We start from the raw sequence: 24054 nt of genomic DNA, 5'->3' as shown, positions 1-24054 counted from the left end.
ACGTGCCCGGTATGGGCGCAACGGTCACGCCCACAACCAAGAGGGACGGGGCGTCAGTACTCGCGCGTCGGCAGCGCTTCGATCGCCGCGGCCTGGTCGAACGCCTGGTCCTCGACCACGATGCGCTTCTCGACCTCCTCGCCGGCGAGGACCTTCTGGGCGATCTCCGCCAGGTCCGGGCCGAGCAGCGGGTTGCACTCGACGATGTAGTTGATCTTGCCGTCGGCCAGCGCCTGCATGCCGTCCTTGACGGCGTCGATCGTGATGATCTTGATGTCCTCGCCGGGCGTCATGCCGGCGGCCTCGATGGCCTCGATCGCGCCGAGCCCCATGTCGTCGTTGTGCGCGAACACGAGGTCGATGTCGTCGTGGGCGTTCAGGAAGCCCTCCATAACGGTCTTGCCCTCGGCCCGCGTGAAGTTGCCCGTCTGGCTGTCGATGATCTCGATGTCGGAGCCCTCGATGGCGGACTCGAAGCCCTCCTTGCGGTCGATCGCCGGGGCGGCGCCCGTGGTGCCCTGGAGCTCGACGGCCTGGTAGCCCTCGCCGTCGTACTGCTCGACCGCCCACTGTCCGGCCGTCTCGCCCTCGAGCACGAAGTCGGAGCCGATGAACGACTCGTACAGCGTCTCGTCACTGGAGTCGACGGCGCGGTCCGTGAGGATCACGGGAATGCCTGCCGCCTTGGCCTCCTGGAGCACGGCGTCCCAGCCGGTCTCGACCACCGGGGAGAACGCGATGACGTCCACGCCCTGCGTGATGTAGGAGCGGATGGCCTGGATCTGGTTCTCCTGCTTCTGCTGCGCGTCGGAGAACTTGAGCTCGAAGCCGTTCTCCTCGGTGAGCGTGTCCTGGATGGACTTCGTGTTGGCGGCGCGCCACCCGGACTCGGCGCCCACCTGCGAGAAACCGAGAGTGATGACGCCGTCGTCGGCGCCGCCGCCGGACTCGCTTCCGCCCGGGGTCTGCGTGCCTGCGTCCGAGCTGCACGCGCCGAGCGCGAACAGCGAGGCTGCCGACACCGCGGCCAGGACGGTACGGGTCAGGGTTGTGCGTGCCATGTCTCCTCCTTGAGATCCCCGCACGGCGTCGTGCGGGTGCTAGATGCCTGCCTGCCCGAGAAATGTTAGCGCTAACATGAATGCGCCGAAAGTGGACGGCATCACAATCGAGCAACGAATCTGCCTCGCCGACCCGGGGCTCGCGGTCATCCTTGCGACGGATCACGCCCCCGGGCCGGCCATGATCTGCTGGGGCCTGACAGACCGACCACCGCCGAACGGGAGACGATCCGTGGACCTCAGCCTCGCCGAGGAGTACCTGCTCCTCGCCCTCGACGACACCTCGGGTCGACCGATGGTCAGCGGGCAGCACCTCCAGCTCGCCCTCGCCGGAGCGTCCATGGCTGAGCTCACGCTGCGCGGTGCGCTCACCGTGTCCGACGGCGCGGACGGCGGCCAGCGCGGCCGGTTCCGCGCGGCCGGCCGCGCCACGCCGTCGGACCCTGTGCAGCGCGAGATCCTCGACCTGCTGGACAACCGCAGGCCCAAGGCGGCGATCCAGAAGATCGGGCAGGGCGGCTTCGGCCGGAGGCTGCGCCAGACCCTGCAGCAGGGGCTGGCCGCCCGGGGCGTGCTGCGCGAGGAGCAGGTCAAGGTGCTCGGGCTGTTCCCGATCACGACCTGGCCGGCGCACGACCCGGCGCCAGAGGCCGCGGTCCGCGAGCGGGTGCTGGCCGCACTGACCGGGAGCGCGGACGCCGACGGTCCGACGTCGGCCCTGGTCTCGCTGCTGCTCGCGACCGACCTGCTCCGCAAGGTCTTCCCCGAGCAGGACCGGCGCGCGCTGAAGCGCCGGGCCAAGGAGATCGCCGCGTCGGAGTGGGCCGGCGCCGCGGTGAAGCGCGCGATCGACGAGGTCAACGCGGCGATGGTCGCGGTGACCGTGGCCGCCGCGGGTGCGGCCTCGTCCGGCAGCTAGAGGGGCTGGGCCAGGCGGTAGTAGGCCTGGTTGTGGCGGACCTGGTCGGCAAAGCCGCGGCGCGTCGTGTCCTCGTCGATGATCAGCAGCTCGGTGCGCGCGATGTTCGCGAACACCTCGAACGCCTCGATGCCCGCGGCCGTCGACATGACGGTGTGGTGGGCGCCGCCCGCCGTCAGCCACGACTCGGCGGAGATCTCGAAGGACGGCCGCGGCGCCCACATGGCGTGCGCCACGGGCAGGTTCGGCAGGGCGTGCGGCGGGGTGACGACGTCGACCACGTTCGCCGTCAGGCGGAACCGGTCGCGCATGTCGGCGAGCGAGACGACGACGGCGCCCTGGGCGGCGTCGGCGGAGAAGACCATCCGGACCGGGTCCTCCTTGCCGCCGATGGCGAGCGGGTGGACCTCGATGCGCGGCTTTGTGCTGGTCAGCGACGGGCAGACCTCCAGCATGTGCGCGCCGAGGACGAGCTCGGAGCCCGGTGTGAGGTCGTAGGTGTAGTCCTCCATCAGGCTCGCGCCACCGGGGAGGCCGAGCCCCATCACCTTGGCCGCCCGCACAAGCACCGCCGTCTTCCAGTCGCCCTCGGCGCCGAAACCGTAGCCCTGCTCCATGAGGCGCTGGACCGCCAGACCGGGGAGCTGGCGCAGGGCGCCCAGGTCCTCGAAGCTGGTGGTGAACGCCTTGGCGCCGGCCGCCTCCAGGAACCCGAGCAGCGCGAGCTCCTGGCGCGCGGCGTAGCGCAGGGAGTCGTGCCGCTCGGCGCCGGCCCGCAGCTCGGGGGCGACGTCGTACCGCTCCTCGTACTCCGCCACCAGCGTGTCGATCGCAGGCTCCTCGACGGCGTCCACCGCCGCGACCAGGTCGTTCACGCCGTGTGTGTTCACCGAGACGCCGAACCGCAGCTCGGCCTCGGTCTTGTCGCCCTCGGTGACCGCCACGTTGCGCATGTTGTCGCCGAACCGCACCAGCCTGAGCTCGTGCGTCGCGGCCCAGCCGGCCGCGCCGCGCACCCAGGTACCGACCCGGTGTGTGACTGCCGGGTTGGAGACGTGGCCCACCACAGTGGTCCGCGCGACCCCGAGCCGCGTGGCGAGGTACGCGTACTCGCGGTCGCCGTGCGCGGCCTGGTTGAGGTTCATGAAGTCCATGTCGATCTCGTCCCAGGGGAGCTCGACGTTCGCCTGCGTGTGCAGGTGCAGCAGCGGCTTGCGCAGCGCGTCCAGGCCGGCGATCCACATCTTCGCGGGGCTGAAGGTGTGCATCCAGGTGACGACGCCCAGCACCTTGTCGTCGCTGTTCGCCTCCAGCATGGCGCGGCGGATCGAGGCCGAGTCCTTCAGGACGGGCTTCCACACGACCTCGACCGGCACGTACGACGACGCGGCCAGGGCCCGGGCGACCTCCTGGGACTGCTCCGCGACCTGGGCGAGGGTCTCCTCGCCGTAGAGGTCCTGGCTCCCGGTGAGGAACCAGACCTCACGGTCCGCGTAGGGCTTCGACATCTCTGTTTTCCTTTCGTTGTGGGCGCGATCGTTGCGGCTTCGCGCCCGCTTTAGGCGCAACGATCGCGCCCACAACCAGGTGGGTCAGGGCTGGCCGTAGGCGGTCTGGTAGCGGGTGTACAGGGCGTCGATGTGTGCCTGCTCGATGGGGAGCGGGTCGCCCAGCTGGCGGGCGATGTGCACCGTGCGGGCGACCTCCTCGACCATCACCGCGGTCTTTACCGCCGCCTTCGCGTCGCGGCCGATGGTGAACGGGCCGTGGTTGCGCATCAGCACGGCGGGGCTGCGGTGGCCCCGGAGGGTCTCGACGATGCCCCGGCCGATCGAGTCGTCGCCGATGATCGCGAACGGGCCCACGGGGATCGGGCCGCCGAACTCGTCGGCCATCATCGTGAGCACGCACGGCACCTCCTCGCCCCGCGCGGCCCAGGCCGTCGCGTACGTCGAGTGCGTGTGCACCACCCCGCCCACCTCGGGCAGGTGCCGGTACACATAGGCATGCGCAGCGGTGTCCGACGACGGCGCGCGGACCCCGTCCACGAGGTGGCCGTCGAGGTCGCAGACCACCATGTCCGCGGGGGTGAGGTCGTCGTAGGAGACGCCCGAGGGCTTGATGACGAACAGATCGGCGCTGCCGTCCGGCACACCGAGGTTCGGCACCCGCTGCGACACGTTGCCCGCGGTCCAGACCACCAGGTCCCAGCGCGGCAGCTCGGCATGCAGGTCCGAGACGACGGCGCGGACGCGCGCCACCTTGTCCTGGACCGCTCGCGAGTAGTCGGTCAGGGCCTTGCCCGTCATGCTTCTGCCTCCCGCGTGGTGTCCCTGGTGCGGAGCGTGTCGACGGCGGCACGCTCGATCGGCAAACCCGCGCTGTAGCGCTCCAGGAAGGCGGCGAACCCCGCGACGTCGTCGGCGTCGGGCTGGACGACGTCGAGCGCGGCGCCGGAGAACACCTCGGCGTCCAGGTAGTCACCCAGGCTCTGCCCGGGGGCGGCCGCGCCGTCCGCGGACGCCCGGTAGGCGGCGAGCAGGGCGATGCCCCAGGCGCCGCCCTCGCCTGCCGTCCGGCCCACCGCGACCGGCGCGCCGAGGGCGGCGGCCAGCAGCCGCTGGGCCACACCCTCGGTCTTGAACAGGCCGCCGTGCGCGAACAGCGCGTCCAGCTCGACCCGCTCCTCGGCCAGCACGCGCATGCCCAGGCTCAGGGTGCCGAACACGCTGTAGACCTGGGTGCGCGCGAAGTTCGCCAGGGTGAACCGGCTGTCCGGCGTACGGGTGAACAGCGGGCGGCCCGCCTCCAGGCCGGTGATGGGCTCCCCCGCCAGGTAGTTGTAGGCGAGCAGGCCGCCGCCGTCGGCGTCGCCGTCCAGGGCCGACCGCAGGAGCGCCCCGAAGACTGCGCCCGGCTCGGCCGGCTGGCCCAGGGCGGCCGTGAGCTGGCCGAACACCTCGGCCCACGCACCAAGCTCGCTGGCCCCGTTGTTGCAGTGCACCATCGCCACGAGGTCGCCGGCCGGGGTGGTGACGAGATCCAGCTCCTGGTGCACCCGCTCCAGCGGCCGCTCCAGGACGACCATCGCGAAGATGCTGGTGCCGGCGCTGACGTTGCCGGTCCGCGGCGCCACGGAGCTGGTCGCGACCATGCCGGTCCCGGCGTCACCCTCGGGCGGGCACAGCGGGATGCCGGGCCGGAGCGTGCCGGTCGGGTCGAGCAGGACCGCGCCCTCTGTGGTCAGCATGCCGGCGTCCGCTCCGGCGGGCAGGACGCGCGGCAGCAGATCGGCGATGCCGTGGCTGGTGACGGGGCGGGCACCGGTGGCGCGGCCGCGAACCAGCTCGTCGAACTGGGCCAGCATCCGCTGGTCGTAACCCTTCGTCGCTACGTCGATCGGGAACATGCCGGAGGCATCGCCCACGCCGAGCACCTGCCGCCCGGTCAACTGCCAGTGCACGTACCCGGCCAGCGTGGTCATGTGCCGCACCCGCGGCACGTGCGGCTCCTGGTCGAGGATCGCCTGGTAGAGATGAGCGACCGACCAGCGCAGCGGCACGTTGTGCTCGAACAGGCCGGTCAGCTCGGTCGCGGCCCGCTCTGTGCTGGTGTTCCGCCAGGTCCGGAACGGCACGAGCAGCTCGCCCGCGTCGTCGAACGCCAGGTAGCCGTGCATCATCGCCGAGACGCCGAGCGCGCCGAAGGTGGTGGGGCGCACGCCGTACTGCCCCTCGACGTCGGCCAGGAGGGCGGCGACCGAGGCCTGCAGGCCGGACCAGACGGCGTCCAGCGAGTAGGTCCACGTGCCGTCGACGAGCTGGTTCTCCCAGTCGTGGCTGCCGCTCGCCAGCGGCGTGTTGTCCGGGCCGACGAGGCACGCCTTGATCCTGGTGGAGCCGAGCTCGATGCCGAGGGCGGTCCGCCCCTGCTCGATTGCCTCCCGGAACCCGGCGGACCCGCCCCCGCCTTCGTCCTGCCGCTCCACCATCTTGGGAACGCTCCGTCCTGCCCGCGCCGTCGCGTGGCGTCGCTCGTAACACCGTCACTCGACCGTCCCGGTGGGCCGACCGCTACTCTCCACGGACAATGTTAGCGCTCACATCAGGCCCGATGAAACCGGGCAGCGGGTCCGCGAAGCAGAGCGCCTGTCCGAGTCTCCCCAGGTAACACAAGGAGGACTCGGACAGGCGCTCTACTTCGCGGACCTGTTCTTTGGGGACCCTGCACCGATCAGTGGTGTCAGCCGTTCACCGTGAATCCCTGCTCCTGGCCGTACCGGACGTTCTCCTCCTGCCAGGCAGCGAGCCCGTCCAGCATTGACGACCGGTCGAAGTACACCTGGCCGACGGTGTCCGGGAAGATGCTGTTCGCGTACGACTGCCACGGCAGGTACTGCCAGCCCTCGACCACGTCCTCAGCACCGCCGGCGAGCACCTCGTTAATCTTCTGCCCGCCGAAGTACGGCGACTCGTAGCCCAGAAACTCTTCCGCGCCCAGCTCCGCGACCGTGGCCGGGAAGCCACCGGCGTCCATGAACACCTTGATGCTCTCCGGGTCGGCGTTGAGCCACTGCAGGAACCCGGCAGCGAGGACCGGGTCGTCGGCGCCGACCGGGATCACGTCGGACGAGCCGCCGTTCTCCGCGTTGGCCGGTGTGCCGTCGTAGGTCGGCATGGGGGCGACGCGCCACTTTCCTGAAGCCTGCGGGGCGCCGTCAGCGAACACACCCGGCATCCAGGCGCCCACCACCATCGCGGCGATGGTGCCGTCGTCCAGCGCCTGGAACCACTCGTCGCTCCAGCCGGTGATGTGCGAGATCAGGTCGTCGTCGATCAGCTGCTGGTACACCCCCGCCCACTTCTGCGTTCCCTCGTCGGCCAGGTCCAGCGTGACGGTGTCGCCGTCCACCTGGAACGGGTGGCCGCCGGCCTGCCAGATCAGCGAGGTGACGTTGCCGGCCGAGTTGCCGTCGTCGTTGAACAGGAACTTGTCCGGATCGGACTGCTTCAGCTTCTGCGCCTGCTCGACGAACTCGTCCCACGTCTCCGGGACCACGAGGTCGTTCGCCTCGAAGACCTCCTGGTTGTAGAACAGCGCCATCGGGCCCGAGTCCTGCGGCAGCCCCCAGACCCCGTCGTCCTGGGCCACGGAGCCCCAGGTCGACGGCGTGTACAGCGCCTCGTGCTCGTCAAAGCCGTACGCGGTCAGGTCCGTGAGCAGCCCGGGAAGCTGGAACTGCGGCACCGACTGGTACTCGAGCTGCGCGACGTCGGGGACTCCCTCCCCGGCAGCTATCGCGTTTGTCAGTGCCGTGTTGTGCTGCTCACCGCCCTGGGTGTCCGTGAGGTTCACGGTCATGTTCGGGTAGGCCGCCTCGAAGGCTTCGATCTGCTCCTCCGCCTGCGGCGTCCACGTCCAGTAGTCGATGGTGCCGCCCTCCTGGAGGGCGGCCTCGATCTCCTCGGCGGTCGCACCCTCGGCGGACCCGCCGCCGTCACCATCGCCGCCGGAGCAGGCCGCCAGCGTCGTGGCCAGCAGCGCGGTGGCCACGGCAGCCGCGACGCGGGTTGTGCTTCTCGTGATGTTCATAACCCCTCCTCGAGGTAGTTCATCCCTTGACGCCTCCAGCGCTCAGGCCGGACTGCCAGTAGCGCTGCAACAGCAGGAACACGGCCACGATCGGCAGGATCGTGATCACCGCACCCGTGATGACCAGGTGGAACACGGGCGCCGCGCCGATGCCGACCGCGTCGGCGTTCCAGCTCGCCAGCCCGATCGCCAGCGGGTACAGCTCCCTGTCGGACAGCATGATCAGCGGCAGGAAGTAGTTGTTCCACGTGGCGACGATCGCGAACAGCCCGACCGTCACGACGCCCGGTGCGAGCAGGCGCAGGGAGATGGTGAAGAACGTGCGCCACTCCCCCGCGCCGTCGACCCGGGCGGCCTCCAGCAGCTCGGTGGGAATCGCCTCCGAGGCGAAGACCCACATCAGGTACATCCCGAACGGGGAGACCAGGGTGGGCAGGATCACCGACCACATGGTGTTGGTCAGCCCGATCTCGCTGAACATCAGGAATGTCGGCACGGCGAGCGCGGTGCCCGGCACGGCGACCGCGCCCAGCACCGTGGCGAAGATCGCTGCGCGCCCACGGAACCGGTACTTCGCCAGGCCGTAGCCGCCGAGGGTGGCCAGCAGGGTGGCGCCACCCGCGCCCGCCACGACATAGATGATCGTGTTGCCGAACCAGCGCGCGAAGATGCCGTCCTGGTGGGTGAACACCTCGGCGATGTTGTCGAACAGCGCGAACGGCCCGGCGGGCAGCAGCCCGAAGGAGTCGCCGAGCATGTCCTGCGTCTTGGTCGCGCTGATCAGCAGCCACAGCAGCGGGAACAACGAGTAGGCCACCAGGCCCGCCATGAGCACGGTGAGGATCACGGACCTGCGCGGCTGCGCGAAGGATTGCGCCATCAGTCGTCCCTCCTGGTGCCGCGGAGCTGGACGACGTAGGCGATCACCGCGGTCAGCACGCCCATGATGATCGCGACGGTCGCCGCGTAGTTGACCTGCTGCCCCCGGAAGCTGAGGTTGTAGGCATAGATGTTGGGGGTGTACGACGACGAGATGAGCGTCGGCGCGATGTCCTGCAGGATGTTGGGCTCGTTGAAGAGCTGGAAGCTGCCGATGATCGAGAAGATCGTGGCGATCACGAGGGCCCCGCGGAGGGCCGGCAGCTTCACCGAGCCGATGACCCGCCACTGCCCCGCACCGTCGATGGCCGCCGCCTCGTACAGCTCGCCGGGCACGGTGCGCAGCGCCGAGTACAGGATGAGCATGTTGTAGCCCGCGAACTCCCAGGTCACGATGTTGCCGATCGCGACGAGGATCCACTCCTTGGAGAGCGGGGCGAGCACCTGCGAGCCCAGCGTCTCGTTGAGCCAGCCGACCATCCCGATCCGCTCGCCGTACAGGAAGCCCCACATGAGTACTGCCACCACGCCGGGCACCGCGTAGGGCACAAAGAGCGCGATACGAGTGAACCGCTTGCCGAACAGCCGGCCGCTGTCGATCGCGAGCGCGGCGGCCAGGGCGACCGCCAGCATGATCGGCACCTGCACCACGAGGAACAGGAAGACGCGACCGGCGCCCTCCCAGAACCTCGGGTCGGTCAGCGCGGCGGTGTAGTTGGTCAGCCCCACGAACTGGTTCCCGCCCATGAGCTGGTCGCGGAACAGGCTCAGGTACAGCGAGTAGACCACCGGGGCGAGGAACACAAAGGCGAACGTGACCAGAAAGGGCGCGATGAAAGACCAGCCCGCCGCGGAGACGCGGCGGCTCGGAGGGCGGCGACCAGGCACTGGCGCTCCCCTTTCCCCGGACCGCAATGTCCGGAATCACCTGGACGTCGATGTCCTGGAACGCGCCGGGCAACGGCGCCCGACGATGAATGTGAACGTGAACATCCTCGTGCGCGGCGACTCTGCCATCGCCCCGCAGACCGTGTCAACGCCCCCTTTCCTCAGCCGGCCGGGATCACTTGCGCGGCGCCGCGGCGCTCCTGCGCACCACCAGCTCGGGGGCGATCAGCTCGGCTGCGGGCTTGCCGCCGTCGACGGCCGCCAGGAGCAGCGCGACGCTGCGCCGGCCGAGATCGACGAACGGCTGGCGCACGGTAGTGAGCGGCGGGATGAAGTGGCCGGAGCCGTCGATGTCGTCGAAGCCGATCACCGAGACGTCGTCGGGCACCGAGACGCCGCACTCCCAGAAGGCGCGCAACAGGCCGAGGGCAAGCTGGTCGTTGGCGGCGAAGACCGCCGTCGGGCCGTCGCCGGCCTTGATCCGTTGCGCCAGGTCCAGGCCGACCGTGTACCCGCTGTCCGCGGTCCAGCTCGCCGCGACCGGTTCGGCGACGGGCAGGCCGTGCTCGGTGAGGACGGCGCGCCACGCCTCCTCGCGCTCCACGGCGTCCAGCCAGTCCGGCGGGCCCGCGACGTGCAGGATCCGCCGGTGTCCCAGCTCGATCAGGTGCTCGACGGCGAGCCGGGCCCCCGCCCGCTGGTCCACGGCCAGCGGGATGGTCGGCAGGTCGGGCTGCACCTCGCGTGCCGCGATGATGACCACGGGCACGGGCGCCCGGAACGAGTCCACGGCGTCGGCCACGTCGCTGTGTGGCGCGATGACCACTATGCCCTCGACCGCCTGGGCCATGAAGTGCTCCAGGGCCTCGTGCAGGGTGGCGGCGTCGTACTGTCGCAGGGTGGCGACGCTGACGTACCAGCCCTGCTCGCGCGCCGCCTCCTCGACCGCGATCAGCGTGCTCGACGGGCCGAACAGCGGCGAACCGGTGGTCACCACGCCGACAGTGGTCGACCGTGCGGTGACCAGGGCGCGCGCCGCGCTGTTCCGGCGGTAGCCGAGCTCGGCGATCGCCGCCTGCACCTTCTCCCGCGTCGCGGGGCGCACGCTCCGATGGCCGTTGAGCACCCGCGAGACGGTCTGGTGGGACACACCAGCAAGCGCGGCGACGTCGGCCATGGCGGGCGGCCGCGTCGTTGCGGGTCGAGGCATGGTCACGGGACGAATCATCCACCCAGCTCGCGGGCCCGGTCACGCGCAGCGGCAGCGGCGGTCAGGAACGAGGCGCGCACACCCCCGTCGTCCAGGGCCCGCAGGGCTGCCGCAGTGGTGCCGCCCGGGGAAGTGACCTTCTCGCGCAGGATGACTGGATGCTCCCCGGACTCGTCCATGAGGCGGGAGGCGCCGAGCAGGGTCTGGGTCGCGAGGCGGCGCGCGACGTCGCGCGTCAGGCCGAGCAAAACACCCGCCTCGGCGAGCGCATCGGCGACGTAGAAGACGTACGCGGGCCCGGATCCGGAGATCGCGCTGACCGCGTCCAGGTCCTTCTCCGCGGCGCGGACCACCGCGCCGGTGCCCGCGAGCAGGTGCTCGACCGCCTCGAGGTGCGCCTCGGTGGCGGCGGCCCCCGGCGCGATCGCCGTGATGCCCGCGCCGATCGCGGCGGGCGTGTTGGGCACGGTCCGCACGACGGCGGTGCCGGCCGGCAGCCGCTCCTCGTAGAACGCCGCGGGGTGGCCGGCCGCGACTGTGACCACCACGGCGGCGGGATCGATCGCGTGCGCGACCTCGTCGAGCAGGGCGCCGACGTCCTTCGGCTTCACGCCCACGAGGACGAGACCCGCGCCACGGACGGCGGCCACGTTATCGCTGGTGGTGGCCACCTGGTACGTCTCGCGCAGGTGCTGGGCCTTGGCCTCGGTGCGCACGGTGGCCACGACGTCGGCGGCCGCCCAGCCCGCCGAGAGCGCGCCCGCGAGCACCGCCTCGCCCATGTTCCCGGCACCGAGCACTGCAAGTCGCTGGTTCACAGCGCCATTGTCTCTTGCTGGAACACAGTCTCCTGCTGGGTCACAGGGGGAACGCCGCGTAGAAGGCCTCCGTAGCGTCGGCCGGTCCGGTCGCCTGCATCACGGCGGTCCCGTTCTGCCAGACGACGACGGCCCTGCCGCCCTCGATCGGCACGATCGCGTACTGCCCGACCACGTTGTTGCCGACCTGCACGTCGCCCTCGCGATCCACCTCGCCGGCAGCCTCGGTCCAGGCGGCGGCCGCGGTGGCCGCCTCGTCCGGCGTCGACCACTGGCCCGCGACGAGCGCTATCTCGCCCGGGCCGCCGTCGGCGTACTCCGCGTTCCAGGCCTCCAGGGCGCCCTGCTCCCTGGGCTCACCGGCCTCGGTGAGCGCACCGAGCGCGAACTGCAGCACCGAGGACGGGAGGGCCTGCTGGAAGGCGGTCTCGTCGTCGCCACGCTCCATCGCCCTGACCGTCGGTGTCGGCACCGGAGCCGTGACGGTCACCGTGGGGACGGGCTGCGGCGTCGACTCACCGCGCCAGAAGCCCGGCCAGACGAAGCCCGCCACGAGGACCAGCCCGAGCACAACGACGAGCAGGCCCACGACCACGACCAGCCGACGACGGCGGTATACGGCGGGCGAGGGCTTCCTCGCGGCGACCGATGCTGTCGCGCCGGTGCGCGGTGAGTTCACGCGCTGGTCGGTCATGGTCTGGCTCCCCTGGTGCTCCGGCCACGAGTTACGTCACGGTGGCTCAGTCGGCACCTTATGACGTGCCACCGACATCCGCGCGGAGGCACGCCCGCCGGCGACCGAGGCGGGGCTGGGAGCGACCGGGCGAGCCGCGGCCTGGCACAGCGGGAGCAGCACTGCGAACGCAGCGGCGGAGATGGCGCACGCGGCGAGGAGGCCCCCCACGTAGGCGGTGAGGCCGCCGTCCCACGGCAGGTCCACCCGGCCCTCGGTCGCGGCGGCGGCCAGGACCGAGAGCAGGGCCGCCGGGAGCGCGACGACGCCGAGGAGGGTGGTGACCCGCGAGGTCGTGAGGCCAGCGCCGGGGCTGGCACCCGCGTCCGCCCCGGGAGCATCGCGGCCCGGCAGCGGGTCCGCCCACCGCGCCGGCGCGAGCGCGCACACCAGTGCCCCCCACACCAGGACGACCAGGACGGCTGCGACGACGTCGGACGGCCGGTGCCAGCGGTCCGCGACCGTCGCCAGGGCCATGGCGCAGGTCACGACGGCCCCGACGAGCGCGACTACGGGCTGCCGGCCGCGCGGCGTGACGAGCAGCAGCGCCGCCCAGGCCGCCGCCACCACGGTGACGTGGCCGCTCGGCAGGGTGTTGATGTCGCGGTTCCACTCGCCGAGCAGGCCGGTGCGGTAGAGCACGCCGTCCTTTACCACCTGAGTGGTCAGGTTCGACCCCAGCATCACGACGGCCGCCAGGCCGGCGGCGACCCACCTCCGGCGCAGCAGCCCGATGCCGCACACCACGAGGAACCCGGCGACGAGCCACGGCGGCGAGCCGAGCAGCAGCACCGGCTCCACCAGGTGGTTGACAACGTCCTGGAACCGGTCGGCCGTCTCGAAGACGCGCTCCTCGGTCCGCTGCCCCGGCCAGGTGGTCACCATCGCCCACCAGACGAGCCAGGCCCCGAGCGCCGCCGCCGACGCCACCACGAGCCCGGCCGCGCGGGCCGGGGTGCGGTTCGGATCCGGCATGAACGCAACGTACCTGGCTCGGCGAGCTCGCCGAGGCCGTCCGCGGCGACGCGGGGGGATCTTCACGGGGATGCCACGAGCCCTTGTCAGTGGCTCGACGTACCGTTCCCCTCGTGACCTCATCGACCTCCAAACGGGCCCGGCCCGCGTACCGCTGCGCCGAGTGCGGCTGGACCACCGTCAAGTGGGCCGGCCGCTGCGGGGAGTGCCAGGCGTGGGGCACCGTGAGCGAGGACGGGCCGGCGCAGTCCGGCCCGCGCACGGCCGCCGTGTCCCCCGCACGCGAGCCCGCCCGGCCCATCGCCGACATCGACGTGGAGTCGGCGCGCGCCAACCCGACCGGGGTCGGCGAGTTCGACCGGGTGCTCGGCGGCGGGCTGGTGCCGGGCGCGGTGATCCTGCTCGCGGGCGAGCCGGGCGTGGGCAAGTCGACCCTGCTGCTCGCGGTCGCGAGCAACGTGGCCGACGGCGCCCTGGGCCCCCACGGGTTCGAGTCGCCCCGCACCGTGCTGTACGTGACCGGTGAGGAGTCCGCCGCGCAGGTGCGGCTGCGGGCCGAGCGGATCGGGGCGCTCTCGCGGACGCTGCTGCTCGCGGCGGAGACCGACCTGGGGACGGTGCTCGGCCACCTGGAGGCGAACCAGCCGGACATGCTCGTCGTGGACTCCGTGCAGACCATCTCGTCCGCCCAGGTCGACGGTGCACCGGGCGGCGTCTCCCAGGTGCGGGAGGTCGCCGCGGCGCTGATCGCCGTGGCCAAGGAGCGGCAGATCCCGACGATCCTCGTGGGGCACGTGACCAAGGACGGCTCGGTCGCCGGACCGCGCACGCTCGAGCACCTGGTGGACGTGGTCTGCCAGTTCGAGGGCGACCGGCACTCCCGCCTACGCATGATCCGCGCGGTGAAGAATCGGTATGGCCCCACGGACGAGGTGGGCTGCTTCGACCTGTCGGAGAACGGGATCGTCGGGCTGGCCGACCCGTCCGGCCTGTTCCTGTCGCACGCCGGTGCAGGGGTCGCCGGGTCGTGCATCACGGTGACGCTGGAGGGACGGCGCCCGCTCGCCGTCGAGGTCCAGGGCCTCGTCGCCCCGAGCCCGCTGACCAATCCGCGCCGCGCCACCAGCGGCGTCGACTCCAGCCGGCTCGCCATGATCCTCGCCGTGCTCCAGCGGCACGGTGGGCTGCGGCTCGCCGACCAGGACGTCTACGCCTCGACAGTGGGCGGCGCTCGGATCACCGAACCGGCGTCGGACCTCGCGGCGGCACTCGCCCTCGTGTCCGCCCGCACCGGTAGGCCGCTGCCGGGCGCCACCGTCGCCGTCGGCGAGGTGGGCCTGGCGGGGGACCTTCGCCCGGTCGCCGGGCTGGACCGCCGGCTGGGCGAGGCCGCGCGCCTGGGGTTCGCGCACGCTGTCGTGCCGCACGGGACCGGGGTCAAGGCGCCCGACGGGCTCCAGCTCGTAGAGGCGGCCCACATCCGCGACGCGGTCGAGTGGGCGCAGTCCGGGGGTGGCAGAACCGGCGAGGAGATGGACGGTGGGTGACCGATCTGTGAAACGAACTGCTTATGACCCGGCCCACAGCGTAGGATTTCTTCGTGGCCACCACCTCCTCGCATCCTGACGAGCTGCTTCGGGAGACCCTGGCCGCCGTTGCGCCCGGCACCGAGCTTCGCGACGGACTCGAACGCATCCTCCGCGGCCGTACCGGCGCACTCATCGTGCTCGGCCTCGATGCGACAGTCGAACAGATCTGCTCCGGCGGCTTCTCGCTCGACGTCGACTTCTCCGCCACCCGCCTGCGCGAGCTGTCCAAGATGGACGGCGCGGTGGTGCTCGACCAGGGCGCCACCCGCATCCGTAAGGCGGCGGTGCAGCTGCTGCCCGACCCGACCATCGAGACCACCGAGTCCGGCACCCGGCACCGGACCGCGGAGCGCGTCGCCAAGCAGTCCGGGTTCCCGATCATCTCCGTGAGCCAGTCCATGCGGATCGTCGCCCTCTACGTGGGCGGGCAGCGGCACGTGCTGGAGGACTCGGACACGATCCTCGGGCGCGCCAACCAGGCCCTCGCGACGCTGGAGCGCTACCGGGCGCGCCTCGACGAGGTGTCCGGCACGCTGTCCGCGCTGGAGATCGAGGACCTGGTCACGGTGCGCGACGTGTGCTCGGTGGTGCAGCGCCTCGAGATGGTCGGCCGCATCTCCGACGAGATCGCGGGCTACGTGATCGAGCTCGGCGTGGACGGGCGCCTGCTGGCGCTGCAGCTGGACGAGCTGATCGGCGACGTCGGCTCGGACCGTGAGTTCGTGATCCGCGACTACGTGATCGGCCGCAAGGAACGCTCGATCGCCGACGTCCAGGCCGAGCTCTCGGCGCTCACGTCGCAGCAGCTGCTCGACATGAGCCAGATCGGCCGCGTCCTGGACCTGCCCGGCGGCGGAGACGCGCTCGACGCCGCCGTGGCGCCGCACGGCTACCGGCTCCTGTCCAAGGTGCCGCGCCTGCCGAACACCACCATCGAGCAGCTTGTGGGCCACTTCAGCAGCCTGCAGAAGCTCCTCGCCGCGAGCGTCGACGACCTCATGTCGGTCGACGGCGTTGGCGAGCAGCGCGCCCGGACCATCCGCGAGGGCCTGTCCCGGCTGGCGGAGTCAAGCATCCTCGAACGGTACGTCTGACCCGAGGGCAGTACTTCTGAACCGAGCGGTACGTCTGACCGGACCGCCGCGTCAGTTCCGCGTACCGGTGCCGGTCGGGTCCGTGCGCGGTTCGTCGCTCGGTCTCGCGTCGGCGTCGGTGTCGGTGTCCGCATCGGCGTCGCCGCTCGCATCCGCGCTCGGCTCGTCCGACGCCTCCCCGGAAGGGCTGGTGGACGCACTGCCCGACGGCGACGGCGACGGCGAACCGCTCGGCTGCGGCACCGTGTAGGTGATCCGCACGACGTCGCTGGACACACCCTCGACGTCGGCGAGCGTGACCTGCGCGGTGTACTCCCCGGCGGACAGCCTGGGCTGGCCGGGCTCGCAGCCGGGCACCGACCTGGAGTCTGACCACCGTGCGCTGCTGACGTCGACGTCGTCGGGGCCGAGGAGCAACAGCCGCTCCTCGTCGGCGTCCGCGCAGTCCACCGAGGACCAGACCCGCTCCGCCGTCGGCTCGCCCACCTCGCCCTGATAGACCGTCACGGCAACACTGCGCCGGGGAGCGTCGACGAGGCACTGCACCTCGCCCTCGTTCCGCAGGGACACGGTGAACTCGACAGGCACGCCGGGCGTGATGGTGAGGCGGTCGGCCGCGAGCCCGACGTCGAGGTCCTCGGCCGTGCACGGTGACGCGGCGGCGTTCGGGTCCACGGGCGCCGGCGGGTCGACCTTGTCCGACACGATGGACGGCTCGGCCCTGGGCCAGGTCACCGCTACCGCGACGCCGCCGAGGGCAAGCACGACCAGCACGACAATCAACCGTCCGAGCCGACGTGGGCGGCCGGCCGGAGCCGGATCCTCGTCCGGGCCCGGGGACTGCTCGGCTCGCTCCGGCGAACTGACCACCTGCGTAAACCCCCTGCTGAACACCTGCGAACGGTCTGACGTGCGGTGACATCCCGCGCCACCAAAATACGATGCGGTACGCCGCCGAGCCCGCAGCCGCGCCGAGTCGGTCACGTGTCCTACTTCACGGGTGGGGCGGAGCCCCGGGTGGTGCGGCAGGATGAGTCCCCGTGACAGTGGGAGAGGCGACGCGGCGTACCGAGGTGCGCTCCGGCGTCGTGCAGTGGTTCGACGGCGCCGCGCGCGACCTGCCCTGGCGCGCACCCGACCGGACCCCCTGGGGCGTGCTGGTCAGCGAGGTCATGCTGCAGCAGACCCCGGTGGTGCGGGTGGAACCCGCCTGGCGCGCGTGGCTGGACCAGTGGCCGACCCCCGCCGACCTGGCGACCGCTCCGACCGCCGACGTGCTGCGCGCCTGGGGCCGGCTCGGTTACCCGCGCCGCGCGCTGCGGTTGCAGGAGTGCGCCAGGGCGATCGTCGAGCGGCACGACGGCGCGGTGCCGCGCACCGACGCCGAGCTGCGCGACCTGCCGGGCATCGGCGAGTACACCGCCGCCGCCGTGCTGGCGTTCGCCTACGGGAAGCGGTCGGTGGTGGTCGACACGAACGTGCGCCGGGTGCTGGCCCGGGCGGTCGACGGGACGGCGCTGCCTGCGCCGTCGTACACCGCGGCGGAACGCGCGCTCGCGACGACGCTCGCCCCCGACGGCGACGCCGACGCCGCCCGCTGGGCGGCCGCCTCGATGGAGCTGGGGGCACTGGTCTGCACGGCGAAGGCACCGAGGTGCGGCGCCTGCCCGGTGGCCGGGCTGTGCGCGTGGCGCCGGGCAGGCTCACCCCCGGACGCGCACGCCGACAAGCGCCGCACGCAGGCCTGGGCCGGCACCGACCGGCAGGCGCGCGGGAGGGTCATGGCGGAGCTCCGGCAGGCGGCCGAGCCCGTGGACCGGGCCCTGCTCGCGAGCCTGTGGCACGACCCGCAACAGCTCGACCGCGCGATCGCCGGCCTGATCGAGGACGGCCTGGCGGAACAGGACGAGGCGACCCGCCTCCACCTGCCGCGCTAGTCAGAGCTCCAGGAGCGCTGGTCAGAGCTCCAGGAGCATCCGCGAGTTGCCCAGGGTGTTGGGCTTGACGCGCGCCAGGTCGAGGAACTCGGCCACACCCTCGTCGTACGAGCGCAGCAGCTCGGTGTACACCTCGGGCGTCACGGGCGTGCCGTCGATCTCGCGGAACCCGTGCGCGGCGAAGAAGCCGACCTCGAAGGTCAGGCAGAACACCCGGCGGAGGCCCAGCGCGCGAGCCCGCTCGACCAGCGCCTCCAGCAGCGCGTGCCCCACGCGGTGACCGCGCCAGTCGCGGTGCACGGCCAGCGTGCGCACCTCGGCGAGGTCGTCCCACATCACGTGCAGCGCCCCGCAGCCAACGACGGGGTCACCGGGCTGGCCGGCGGGGTCGGTCGCGACCAGGAACTCCTGGACCGCCTCGTAGTACCCGACCATCTCGTACGGCCGCAGGATGCGCTCCTGGCTGAGTGGCTCGACGAGATCGCGAATGGTGCGGACGTCGGCAGGGAGGGCGGGTCGGATCACGGGGGCGATCGGCGCCTCGGGTGTCGTCACGGCGCCACACTACGACCGGTCGACCGCACACCGCCCGGTGCGCCCGCCACGCGGGCGCCCGCCGACCGCGGAGGGGTGCGCGGACCAATCACGTTCCAGGCGAAACGCTTGCCGAATCGGAAAGTGAGCAAGAGAACCTCCCGATACACCGCACGGAGCAGGCCAATGTCTTGCCAAGTCACGGAATGCATGGTGAGTTTGGCGCATGGCATCCACACGGCTGACCGCAGAGGCGAGGACACAGGCGCTGGCCGCACTGGAAGCCAGCGTGAGCCCGTCGGCAGAGCTTGACGTACTGGTGATCGGCGGCGGGATCACGGGGGCCGGTATCGCCCTGGACGCCGTCACGCGCGGGTTGTCGACCGCCGTCGTCGAGGCACAGGACTGGGCGCAGGGCACCTCCAGCCGCAGCAGCAAGCTGGTCCACGGTGGCCTGCGCTACCTGCAGATGCTGGACTTCGAGCTGGTCCACGAGGCGCTCACCGAGCGCGACCTGCTGCTCCGGGACCTCGCACCCCACCTGGTGCGGCCGGTCCCGTTCTTGTATCCGCTGGAGCACCGGGTCTGGGAGCGCGCGTACGTCGGCGCGGGCATCGCGATGTACGACATCCTCGCGACGCTCACCCCGGGCCGCCGCCCGATGCCGTTCCACCGGCACCTGAGCAAGAGCCAGATGGAGGCAAAGTTCCCCGACCTGGCGCACGACGCCGCCGTCGGCGCCGTGCAGTACTGGGACGCCTCGGTCGACGACGCCCGCCTGGTCGCGACCGTGATCCGCACCGCCGCGAGCTACGGCGCGCACGCCGCGAGCCGCACCCAGGTGGTGAGCCTGACGCAGGGCTCCACCGGGGCGGTGAACGGTGCGGTGGTCGTCGACCTGGAGACCGGCAAGGAGATCACCGTCCGGGCCCGGTCGGTCATCAACGCGACCGGCGTGTGGACCGAGGAGACCGAGGCCCTGGCGGGCTCGGAGGGCGGGCTGCGGGTGCTCGCCAGCAAGGGCGTCCACCTCATCGTCCCGCGCGAGCGCATCCGGGGGCACGCGGGGCTGATCCTGCAGACCGAGAAGTCGGTGCTGTTCGTCATCCCGTGGAGCCGCTACTGGATCATCGGGACCACGGACACGCCGTGGAACCTCGATCCGACGCACCCGGTGGCCACCAGCGCCGACATCGACTACGTGCTGGATCACGCCAACGCGGTGCTGGCACACCCCCTGACCAGGGAAGACATCATCGGCACGTATGCCGGCCTGCGCCCCCTGCTCCAGCCCGGCACCAAGGCCGGCACGAGCAGCGCGAAGGTCAGCCGCGAGCACACGGTCGCCTCGCCGACGCCCGGCCTGACCGTCATCGCGGGCGGCAAGCTCACGACCTACCGGATCATGGCCAAGGACGCGGTCGACTTCGCGATCGGGCAGCGCGCCGCCGCCCTGCCGTCCATCACGCACCAGATCCCGCTCACGGGCGCGGTCGGGCTGCGGGCGGTGCAGCGTCAGTCGCGCACTTGGGGCAAGCGGTTCGGCTGGACGCCCCCGCTGCTGGACCACCTGCTGCACCGCTACGGCGCCAACCTCGCGGAGATCGTCGAGCTGTGCGACGCGGAGCCCTCGCTCGCCAAGCCGCTGGAGCACGCGCCGGCATACCTGCGCGCCGAGGCGTACTACGCCGTCAGCCACGAGGGCGCCCTCCACCTGGAGGACGTCCTGTCGCACCGGACGCGGCTCGTCTACGAGGTCGCGGACCGGGGCACGGAAGCCGCCGAGGAGGTCGCGTCCGTCGTCGCGCCCCTGCTCGGCTGGGACGCCGCCGATGCGGAACGTGAGGTGCGCTCCTGGTTGTCGCGCATCGAAGCGGAACGCAACGCAGAAGAGACCGCCGACGACGAGGCCGCCGAACAGGCGCGCCAGACCACTCAGGACGTAGCGGCCATGCAGCCGCTCCGAAACTAGACCGACCAACCAGGAAACCAACCCCGCAACACCAAGACCGCCGACGGGCCGCCCCAGGGGAGCCGCCGGGTTCAGCCCCGTACGCCGACAGAGCGGTCGGCAGAAAGCGAGTCAGCGATGAACGCATTCACAGCCATCATGGTGCCGGAGTTCCTCGGGACCATGATCCTCATCCTCGGCGGTGCCGGTGTTGTGGCCAACGCCATCCTCCCGAAGACCAAGGGGTTCAACGGCGGCTGGCTGCTGATCAACTTCGGCTGGGGCCTCGCGGTCTTCGCCGGTGTGTACGTCTCGATGGCGTCCGGTGCGCACATCAACCCCGCGGTGACCCTCGGCATCCTCGCCAGCGGGGCCCAGGAGTTCGCCCCCGGCATCGAGGCGAACTTCGGCAACATGCTCGTGTACTGGGTGGCACAGCTGGTCGGGGCCTTCGTGGGTGCCGTCCTCGCGTACCTGGCGCACAAGCAGCACTTCGACGAGGAGGCCGAGGCGGGCGTCAAGCTCGCCGTCTTCTCCACGGGCCCGGCGATCCGCTCGTACACGTGGAACCTCGTCACCGAGGTGATCGCCACGTTCATGCTGGTCTTCGTGATCCTGTCGTTCGGCAACGCGCCGGTCGACCTCGGGCCGCTGGCCGCCGCCCTCCTCGTGGTCGGTATCGGCGCGAGCCTCGGTGGCCCCACGGGATACGCCATCAACCCGGCACGTGACCTCGGACCCCGCATCGCCCACTTCGTCCTGCCCATCCCGGGCAAGGGCTCCAGCGACTGGGGATACTCGTGGATCCCGGTGGTCGGGCCGCTGGTGGGCGGCGTGCTCGGCGGCCTGCTGGCCGCGGCCGTCGCGTAACTTTCCACAGACTGCGACACAGACAAGGGAGTCAACACCGATGGCTGACTACGTACTCGCGATCGACCAGGGCACCACGAGCTCCAGGGCGATCGTCTTCAACCACGCCGGGACCATCGTGTCCAGCGGTCAGATCGAGCACGATCAGGTCTTCCCGAAGGCCGGCTGGGTCGAGCACAAGCCCGACCAGATCTGGGACAACACCCGCCAGGTGGTGGGCCTCGCGCTCACCAAGGCGAACATCAACCACAGCGACCTGGCCGCCGTCGGCATCACCAACCAGCGGGAAACCACGGTGGTGTGGGACAAGACGACCGGCAAGCCGGTCTACAACGCGATCGTGTGGCAGGACACCCGCACGCAGGCCATCGTCGACGAGCTCGGCGGGTCCGAGGGCGCGGACAAGTACAAGGCGATAGTGGGCCTGCCGCTCGCCACCTACTTCTCCGGCCCCAAGATCAAGTGGATCCTCGACAACGTCGAGGGCGCGCGGGAGGCCGCCGAGCGCGGCGACCTGCTGTTCGGCAACACCGACTCCTGGCTCCTGTGGAACATGACCGGCGGGGTCGACGGCGGTGTGCACGTCACCGACGTCACCAACGCGTCCCGCACCATGCTCATGGACCTCGACACGCTGTCCTGGCGTGAGGACATCGCGGCCGACATGGGCATCCCCCTGTCGATGCTCCCCGAGATCCGCTCCTCCTCTGAGGTGTACGGCACCGGGCGCGCCCGCGGCATGCTGCCGGGTGTGCCGATCGCCGGCATCCTCGGCGACCAGCAGGCAGCGACGTTCGGGCAGGCGTGCTTCGAGGTGGGCACCGCCAAGAACACGTACGGCACCGGCAACTTCATGCTGCTCAACACGGGCACGGAGAAGGTGCCGTCCGAGAACGGCCTGCTCACGACGGTCTGCTACAAGATCGGCGACGCCGAGGCCATCTACGCGCTCGAGGGCTCGATCGCCGTCACCGGATCCCTGGTCCAGTGGCTCCGCGACAACCTGGGCATGTTCACCGACGCGCCCGACGTCGAATGGCTCGCCCGCAAGGTCGAGGACAACGGCGGCGCGTACTTCGTGCCCGCCTTCTCCGGCCTGTTCGCACCGTACTGGCGGCCTGACGCCCGCGGCGCACTCGTCGGCCTGACCCGGTACGTCAACCGGAACCACATCGCGCGGGCCGCGCTGGAGGCCACGGCGTTCCAGACCCGCGAGGTCATGGACGCCATGAAGGCCGACTCCGGCGTGGAGCTGACCGAGCTCAAGGTCGACGGCGGCATGGTCGCCAACGAGCTGCTCATGCAGTTCCAGGCCGACCAGCTCGGGGTTCCCGTCGTCCGGCCCGTCGTGGCCGAGACGACGGCGCTCGGCGCCGCGTACGCGGCGGGCATCGCCGTCGGCTTCTGGAAGGGCGAGTCCGACGTCACCGCGAACTGGGCCGAGTCCCGGCGGTGGGTGCCCAACGTCGAGGAGGGCGAGCGGGAGCGGCTGTACCGGAGCTGGAAGAAGGCGGTCACGAAGACGTTCGACTGGGTCGACTCGGACGTCGACTGAGGTTTGCCCCTCTGTGGTTGGGTCCGCGGAGGGCAAGGAAGGCCTAGTCCGGCAGCGTTCACGCGCCCCAAGGGGCGCTCCACTTCGGGAACAGATACTGCCGGACTAGGCCTTCCTTGCCCTCCGCTCTAGCTTGTTCGTCACCTTGTCACGGGGTCAGGAAGCGCCGTGCCGTGTCTACGAGCGTTGCCTTTTCTTCGTGTGCGGTGAAGTTCTCCTCGACGGCTACGCGGCCCAGGAAGCCGTCCGTCAGTAGGTACAGCCAGGACGTGATGCGGTCCGCAGTGAGGTCGGTCCGGATGTCCCCGGCCTGCTGCCCCTTCTCTACCCAGGGCCGGATCAGGTCGTGCTGTGCTTCCGTGTCGTCCTCGAGCTTGGCGGCGATGTCCGGCTGCTGCATGACGCCGCCCACCGCGCGCACGAACCCCGGCATGCGTGGGTCCCCCGCTTCGTCCGCGCCGTGTTCCACGATGTCCAGGAGCACGCCGAGGGCGTCCGTGCGCCCCGCATAGCGCGCGGCCTGCTCACGTACCTCCTCTGCGCCCAGCGACAGGATCGCCAGCAGCACGTCGAGCTTGGTCGGGAAGTAGTGGAAGAACGTGCCCGACCCGATACCCGCCGCCCGGCAGATGGCGGCGGTGGTGGCGCCGTCGTACCCGTGCTCGGCGAACACCGTGAGGGCGGCGTCGATGATGACGAACCGGCGCGCCTCGTGGCGCGCCGGGTCAACGGTCCGTGCCACGCGGCCCCTTGGTTGTGGACCGGTCGGCGGACTTGTCGGCCGACGTCGTCCGGCGCACCTGGAGCCGGTCGTCCCGGACACGCGCCACCAGTCCGAACGCGGCCAGGTCGTCGTCCGCCTTGGTCCGGGCGGTGCGGTCCTTGCGCTCTTCGAGCCGACGGCGGAGCACCTCGTGCTCGGCGGGCGTGAAGCCGGGCCGGCCGTCGAGCCAGCGCTCGAACTGCTGCTCGTGCGGGTCGGCGTCCCGCCACGGCCAGCGGTGCTGCTCCAGCGCGGCCTGGACCTTCGCCGCGGCGAGAGTGTCGGTGTCCAGCCGGGCGCGCAGCCCGCCGTCGGGCCGCAGGAGCACCAGGTCTGCCTTGTCCAGGAACGCGGCACCGACGTCGGACCGCTCGATCCACATCTCGCGCTCCTCCTGCCGGTGCTCCAGGTGGTCGTCCGCGACGGTCAGGACCGGCGCCTCACCCACGGTCATGAAGGCGAGGAACCCACCGCCCAGCAGCCCGAGCCCGCCCAGGATGCCGAGGGTCCAGGCCAGCGGCAGCGACTCGATCAGCACGAGCGGCCGGGGCACGGGCAGCGGGGTCGCGTCGATCAGGCCGGCTGAGGCCACCGGCCAACGGAGACGCGAACCAGCCCAGCACGAGGCCGAGCGCGAGCGTGGCCAGACCGATCAGGACGGGGAGCGCTGGCGGTTGGCGTACCTC

General features: G+C 71.3%; 22 protein-coding genes. 7 read left to right on the top strand and 15 right to left on the bottom strand.

Annotation, left to right across the window (positions count from 1 at the left end; all coding sequences use genetic code 11):
• Positions 1–53 precede the first annotated feature (53 nt).
• On the bottom strand, positions 54–1061 hold the full coding sequence (locus tag AB1046_RS19165; protein WP_369370885.1) for an ABC transporter substrate-binding protein: 1008 nt from the start codon (positions 1059–1061) through the stop codon (positions 54–56).
• Between the two features lie 232 nt (positions 1062–1293).
• On the opposite strand from AB1046_RS19165, the gene AB1046_RS19160 reads away from it, so the two are divergent.
• On the top strand, positions 1294–1980 hold the full coding sequence (locus AB1046_RS19160; RefSeq protein WP_369370884.1) for a GPP34 family phosphoprotein: 687 nt from the start codon (positions 1294–1296) through the stop codon (positions 1978–1980).
• On the opposite strand, the gene araA is transcribed toward AB1046_RS19160, so the two are convergent.
• The 10 genes from araA to AB1046_RS19110 all read right to left on the bottom strand — a co-directional run bounded on the left by araA (position 1977) and on the right by AB1046_RS19110 (position 13075).
• Positions 1977–3488 carry an L-arabinose isomerase gene (araA, locus tag AB1046_RS19155; RefSeq protein WP_369370883.1) on the bottom strand — a complete coding sequence of 504 codons (1512 nt, stop codon included), beginning with the start codon at positions 3486–3488 and terminating at the stop codon, positions 1977–1979. The genes AB1046_RS19160 and araA overlap by 4 nt on opposite strands.
• 84 nt (positions 3489–3572) lie before the next feature.
• Complete coding sequence (locus AB1046_RS19150; protein WP_369370882.1) at positions 3573–4289, bottom strand: L-ribulose-5-phosphate 4-epimerase; 717 nt, start codon at positions 4287–4289, stop codon at positions 3573–3575.
• The gene (locus AB1046_RS19145; protein ID WP_369370881.1) at positions 4286–5971 is read right to left on the bottom strand and encodes a xylulokinase; all 1686 of its coding nucleotides are present in this window, start codon (positions 5969–5971) and stop codon (positions 4286–4288) included. Before AB1046_RS19145 ends, AB1046_RS19150 begins: the two co-directional genes overlap by 4 nt.
• Positions 5972–6222: 251 nt before the next feature.
• A complete protein-coding gene (locus AB1046_RS19140) occupies positions 6223–7572 on the bottom strand; it encodes an extracellular solute-binding protein (RefSeq protein ID WP_369370880.1) in 1350 nt (449 codons plus the stop codon).
• Between the two features lie 19 nt (positions 7573–7591).
• Entirely contained in the window at positions 7592–8452 is an 861-nt protein-coding gene (locus AB1046_RS19135) for a carbohydrate ABC transporter permease (RefSeq protein WP_369370879.1), read from the bottom strand.
• Positions 8452–9339 carry a carbohydrate ABC transporter permease gene (locus AB1046_RS19130; RefSeq protein ID WP_369370878.1) on the bottom strand — a complete coding sequence of 296 codons (888 nt, stop codon included), beginning with the start codon at positions 9337–9339 and terminating at the stop codon, positions 8452–8454. The genes AB1046_RS19135 and AB1046_RS19130 overlap by 1 nt, the downstream gene beginning before the upstream one ends.
• Positions 9340–9514: 175 nt before the next feature.
• Positions 9515–10549 (bottom strand): LacI family DNA-binding transcriptional regulator, encoded by a 1035-nt coding sequence (locus AB1046_RS19125; protein ID WP_369375775.1) that lies wholly within the window; start codon positions 10547–10549, stop codon positions 9515–9517.
• A gap of 14 nt (positions 10550–10563) precedes the next feature.
• Positions 10564–11367 carry a pyrroline-5-carboxylate reductase gene (gene proC / locus AB1046_RS19120; RefSeq protein ID WP_369370877.1) on the bottom strand — a complete coding sequence of 268 codons (804 nt, stop codon included), beginning with the start codon at positions 11365–11367 and terminating at the stop codon, positions 10564–10566.
• A gap of 40 nt (positions 11368–11407) precedes the next feature.
• Entirely contained in the window at positions 11408–12061 is a 654-nt protein-coding gene (locus AB1046_RS19115; protein WP_369370876.1) for a hypothetical protein, read from the bottom strand.
• Between the two features lie 36 nt (positions 12062–12097).
• Entirely contained in the window at positions 12098–13075 is a 978-nt protein-coding gene (locus AB1046_RS19110; RefSeq protein ID WP_369370875.1) for a phosphatase PAP2 family protein, read from the bottom strand.
• Positions 13076–13188: 113 nt separating this feature from the next.
• On the opposite strand from AB1046_RS19110, the gene radA reads away from it, so the two are divergent.
• Positions 13189–14622: a DNA repair protein RadA gene (gene radA, locus AB1046_RS19105; RefSeq protein ID WP_369370874.1), complete on the top strand. Its 1434-nt coding sequence runs from the start codon at positions 13189–13191 to the stop codon at positions 14620–14622.
• Positions 14623–14675: 53 nt separating this feature from the next.
• Positions 14676–15758, top strand: coding sequence for a DNA integrity scanning diadenylate cyclase DisA (disA, locus tag AB1046_RS19100; protein WP_369370873.1), 1083 nt, complete (start codon positions 14676–14678; stop codon positions 15756–15758).
• A 51-nt stretch (positions 15759–15809) separates the two neighbouring features.
• Here the strand turns inward: disA and AB1046_RS19095 are convergent, their stop codons facing one another.
• Positions 15810–16532: a hypothetical protein gene (locus tag AB1046_RS19095; RefSeq protein ID WP_369370872.1), complete on the bottom strand. Its 723-nt coding sequence runs from the start codon at positions 16530–16532 to the stop codon at positions 15810–15812.
• Between the two features lie 266 nt (positions 16533–16798).
• Here AB1046_RS19095 and AB1046_RS19090 point away from each other — a divergent pair, with 266 nt between their 5' ends.
• Positions 16799–17695 (top strand): A/G-specific adenine glycosylase, encoded by an 897-nt coding sequence (locus tag AB1046_RS19090; RefSeq protein WP_369370871.1) that lies wholly within the window; start codon positions 16799–16801, stop codon positions 17693–17695.
• 21 nt (positions 17696–17716) lie between these two features.
• Here AB1046_RS19090 and AB1046_RS19085 read toward each other — a convergent pair whose 3' ends face one another.
• A complete protein-coding gene (locus tag AB1046_RS19085; protein WP_369370870.1) occupies positions 17717–18250 on the bottom strand; it encodes an amino-acid N-acetyltransferase in 534 nt (177 codons plus the stop codon).
• Positions 18251–18455: 205 nt separating this feature from the next.
• Between AB1046_RS19085 and AB1046_RS19080 the strand changes: the two genes are divergently transcribed.
• The 3 genes from AB1046_RS19080 to glpK all read left to right on the top strand — a co-directional run bounded on the left by AB1046_RS19080 (position 18456) and on the right by glpK (position 22605).
• The gene (locus AB1046_RS19080; RefSeq protein ID WP_369370869.1) at positions 18456–20201 is read left to right on the top strand and encodes a glycerol-3-phosphate dehydrogenase/oxidase; all 1746 of its coding nucleotides are present in this window, start codon (positions 18456–18458) and stop codon (positions 20199–20201) included.
• 117 nt (positions 20202–20318) lie between these two features.
• A complete protein-coding gene (locus AB1046_RS19075) occupies positions 20319–21050 on the top strand; it encodes an MIP/aquaporin family protein (RefSeq protein WP_369370868.1) in 732 nt (243 codons plus the stop codon).
• A gap of 40 nt (positions 21051–21090) precedes the next feature.
• Positions 21091–22605 carry a glycerol kinase GlpK gene (gene glpK, locus AB1046_RS19070; RefSeq protein ID WP_369370867.1) on the top strand — a complete coding sequence of 505 codons (1515 nt, stop codon included), beginning with the start codon at positions 21091–21093 and terminating at the stop codon, positions 22603–22605.
• 148 nt (positions 22606–22753) lie between these two features.
• On the opposite strand, the gene AB1046_RS19065 is transcribed toward glpK, so the two are convergent.
• Positions 22754–23347 carry a TetR/AcrR family transcriptional regulator gene (locus AB1046_RS19065; RefSeq protein WP_369370866.1) on the bottom strand — a complete coding sequence of 198 codons (594 nt, stop codon included), beginning with the start codon at positions 23345–23347 and terminating at the stop codon, positions 22754–22756.
• Positions 23331–23960, bottom strand: coding sequence for a hypothetical protein (locus AB1046_RS19060; protein ID WP_369370865.1), 630 nt, complete (start codon positions 23958–23960; stop codon positions 23331–23333). Before AB1046_RS19060 ends, AB1046_RS19065 begins: the two co-directional genes overlap by 17 nt.
• Positions 23961–24054: the final 94 nt, after the last annotated feature.

Source organism: Promicromonospora sp. Populi (assembly GCF_041081105.1).
Lineage (GTDB): Bacteria > Actinomycetota > Actinomycetes > Actinomycetales > Cellulomonadaceae > Promicromonospora.
Note: the sequence above shows the minus strand (reverse complement) of the source record. Positions and strands in the feature narration are given on the sequence as shown.

Excerpts from the sequence above, each read along its gene's own strand:
- AB1046_RS19165 (WP_369370885.1), bottom strand. The coding sequence starts at position 1,061 with ATGGCACGCACAACCCTGACCCGTACCGTCCTGGCCGCGGTGTCGGCA.
- araA (WP_369370883.1), bottom strand. The coding sequence starts at position 3,488 with ATGTCGAAGCCCTACGCGGACCGTGAGGTCTGGTTCCTCACCGGGAGC.
- AB1046_RS19150 (WP_369370882.1), bottom strand. The coding sequence starts at position 4,289 with ATGACGGGCAAGGCCCTGACCGACTACTCGCGAGCGGTCCAGGACAAG.
- AB1046_RS19145 (WP_369370881.1), bottom strand. The coding sequence starts at position 5,971 with ATGGTGGAGCGGCAGGACGAAGGCGGGGGCGGGTCCGCCGGGTTCCGG.
- AB1046_RS19140 (WP_369370880.1), bottom strand. The coding sequence starts at position 7,572 with ATGAACATCACGAGAAGCACAACCCGCGTCGCGGCTGCCGTGGCCACC.
- AB1046_RS19135 (WP_369370879.1), bottom strand. The coding sequence starts at position 8,452 with ATGGCGCAATCCTTCGCGCAGCCGCGCAGGTCCGTGATCCTCACCGTG.
- AB1046_RS19125 (WP_369375775.1), bottom strand. The coding sequence starts at position 10,549 with ATGCCTCGACCCGCAACGACGCGGCCGCCCGCCATGGCCGACGTCGCC.
- AB1046_RS19115 (WP_369370876.1), bottom strand. The coding sequence starts at position 12,061 with ATGACCGACCAGCGCGTGAACTCACCGCGCACCGGCGCGACAGCATCG.
- AB1046_RS19110 (WP_369370875.1), bottom strand. The coding sequence starts at position 13,075 with ATGCCGGATCCGAACCGCACCCCGGCCCGCGCGGCCGGGCTCGTGGTG.
- AB1046_RS19080 (WP_369370869.1), top strand. The coding sequence starts at position 18,456 with ATGGCATCCACACGGCTGACCGCAGAGGCGAGGACACAGGCGCTGGCC.
- AB1046_RS19075 (WP_369370868.1), top strand. The coding sequence starts at position 20,319 with ATGAACGCATTCACAGCCATCATGGTGCCGGAGTTCCTCGGGACCATG.
- glpK (WP_369370867.1), top strand. The coding sequence starts at position 21,091 with ATGGCTGACTACGTACTCGCGATCGACCAGGGCACCACGAGCTCCAGG.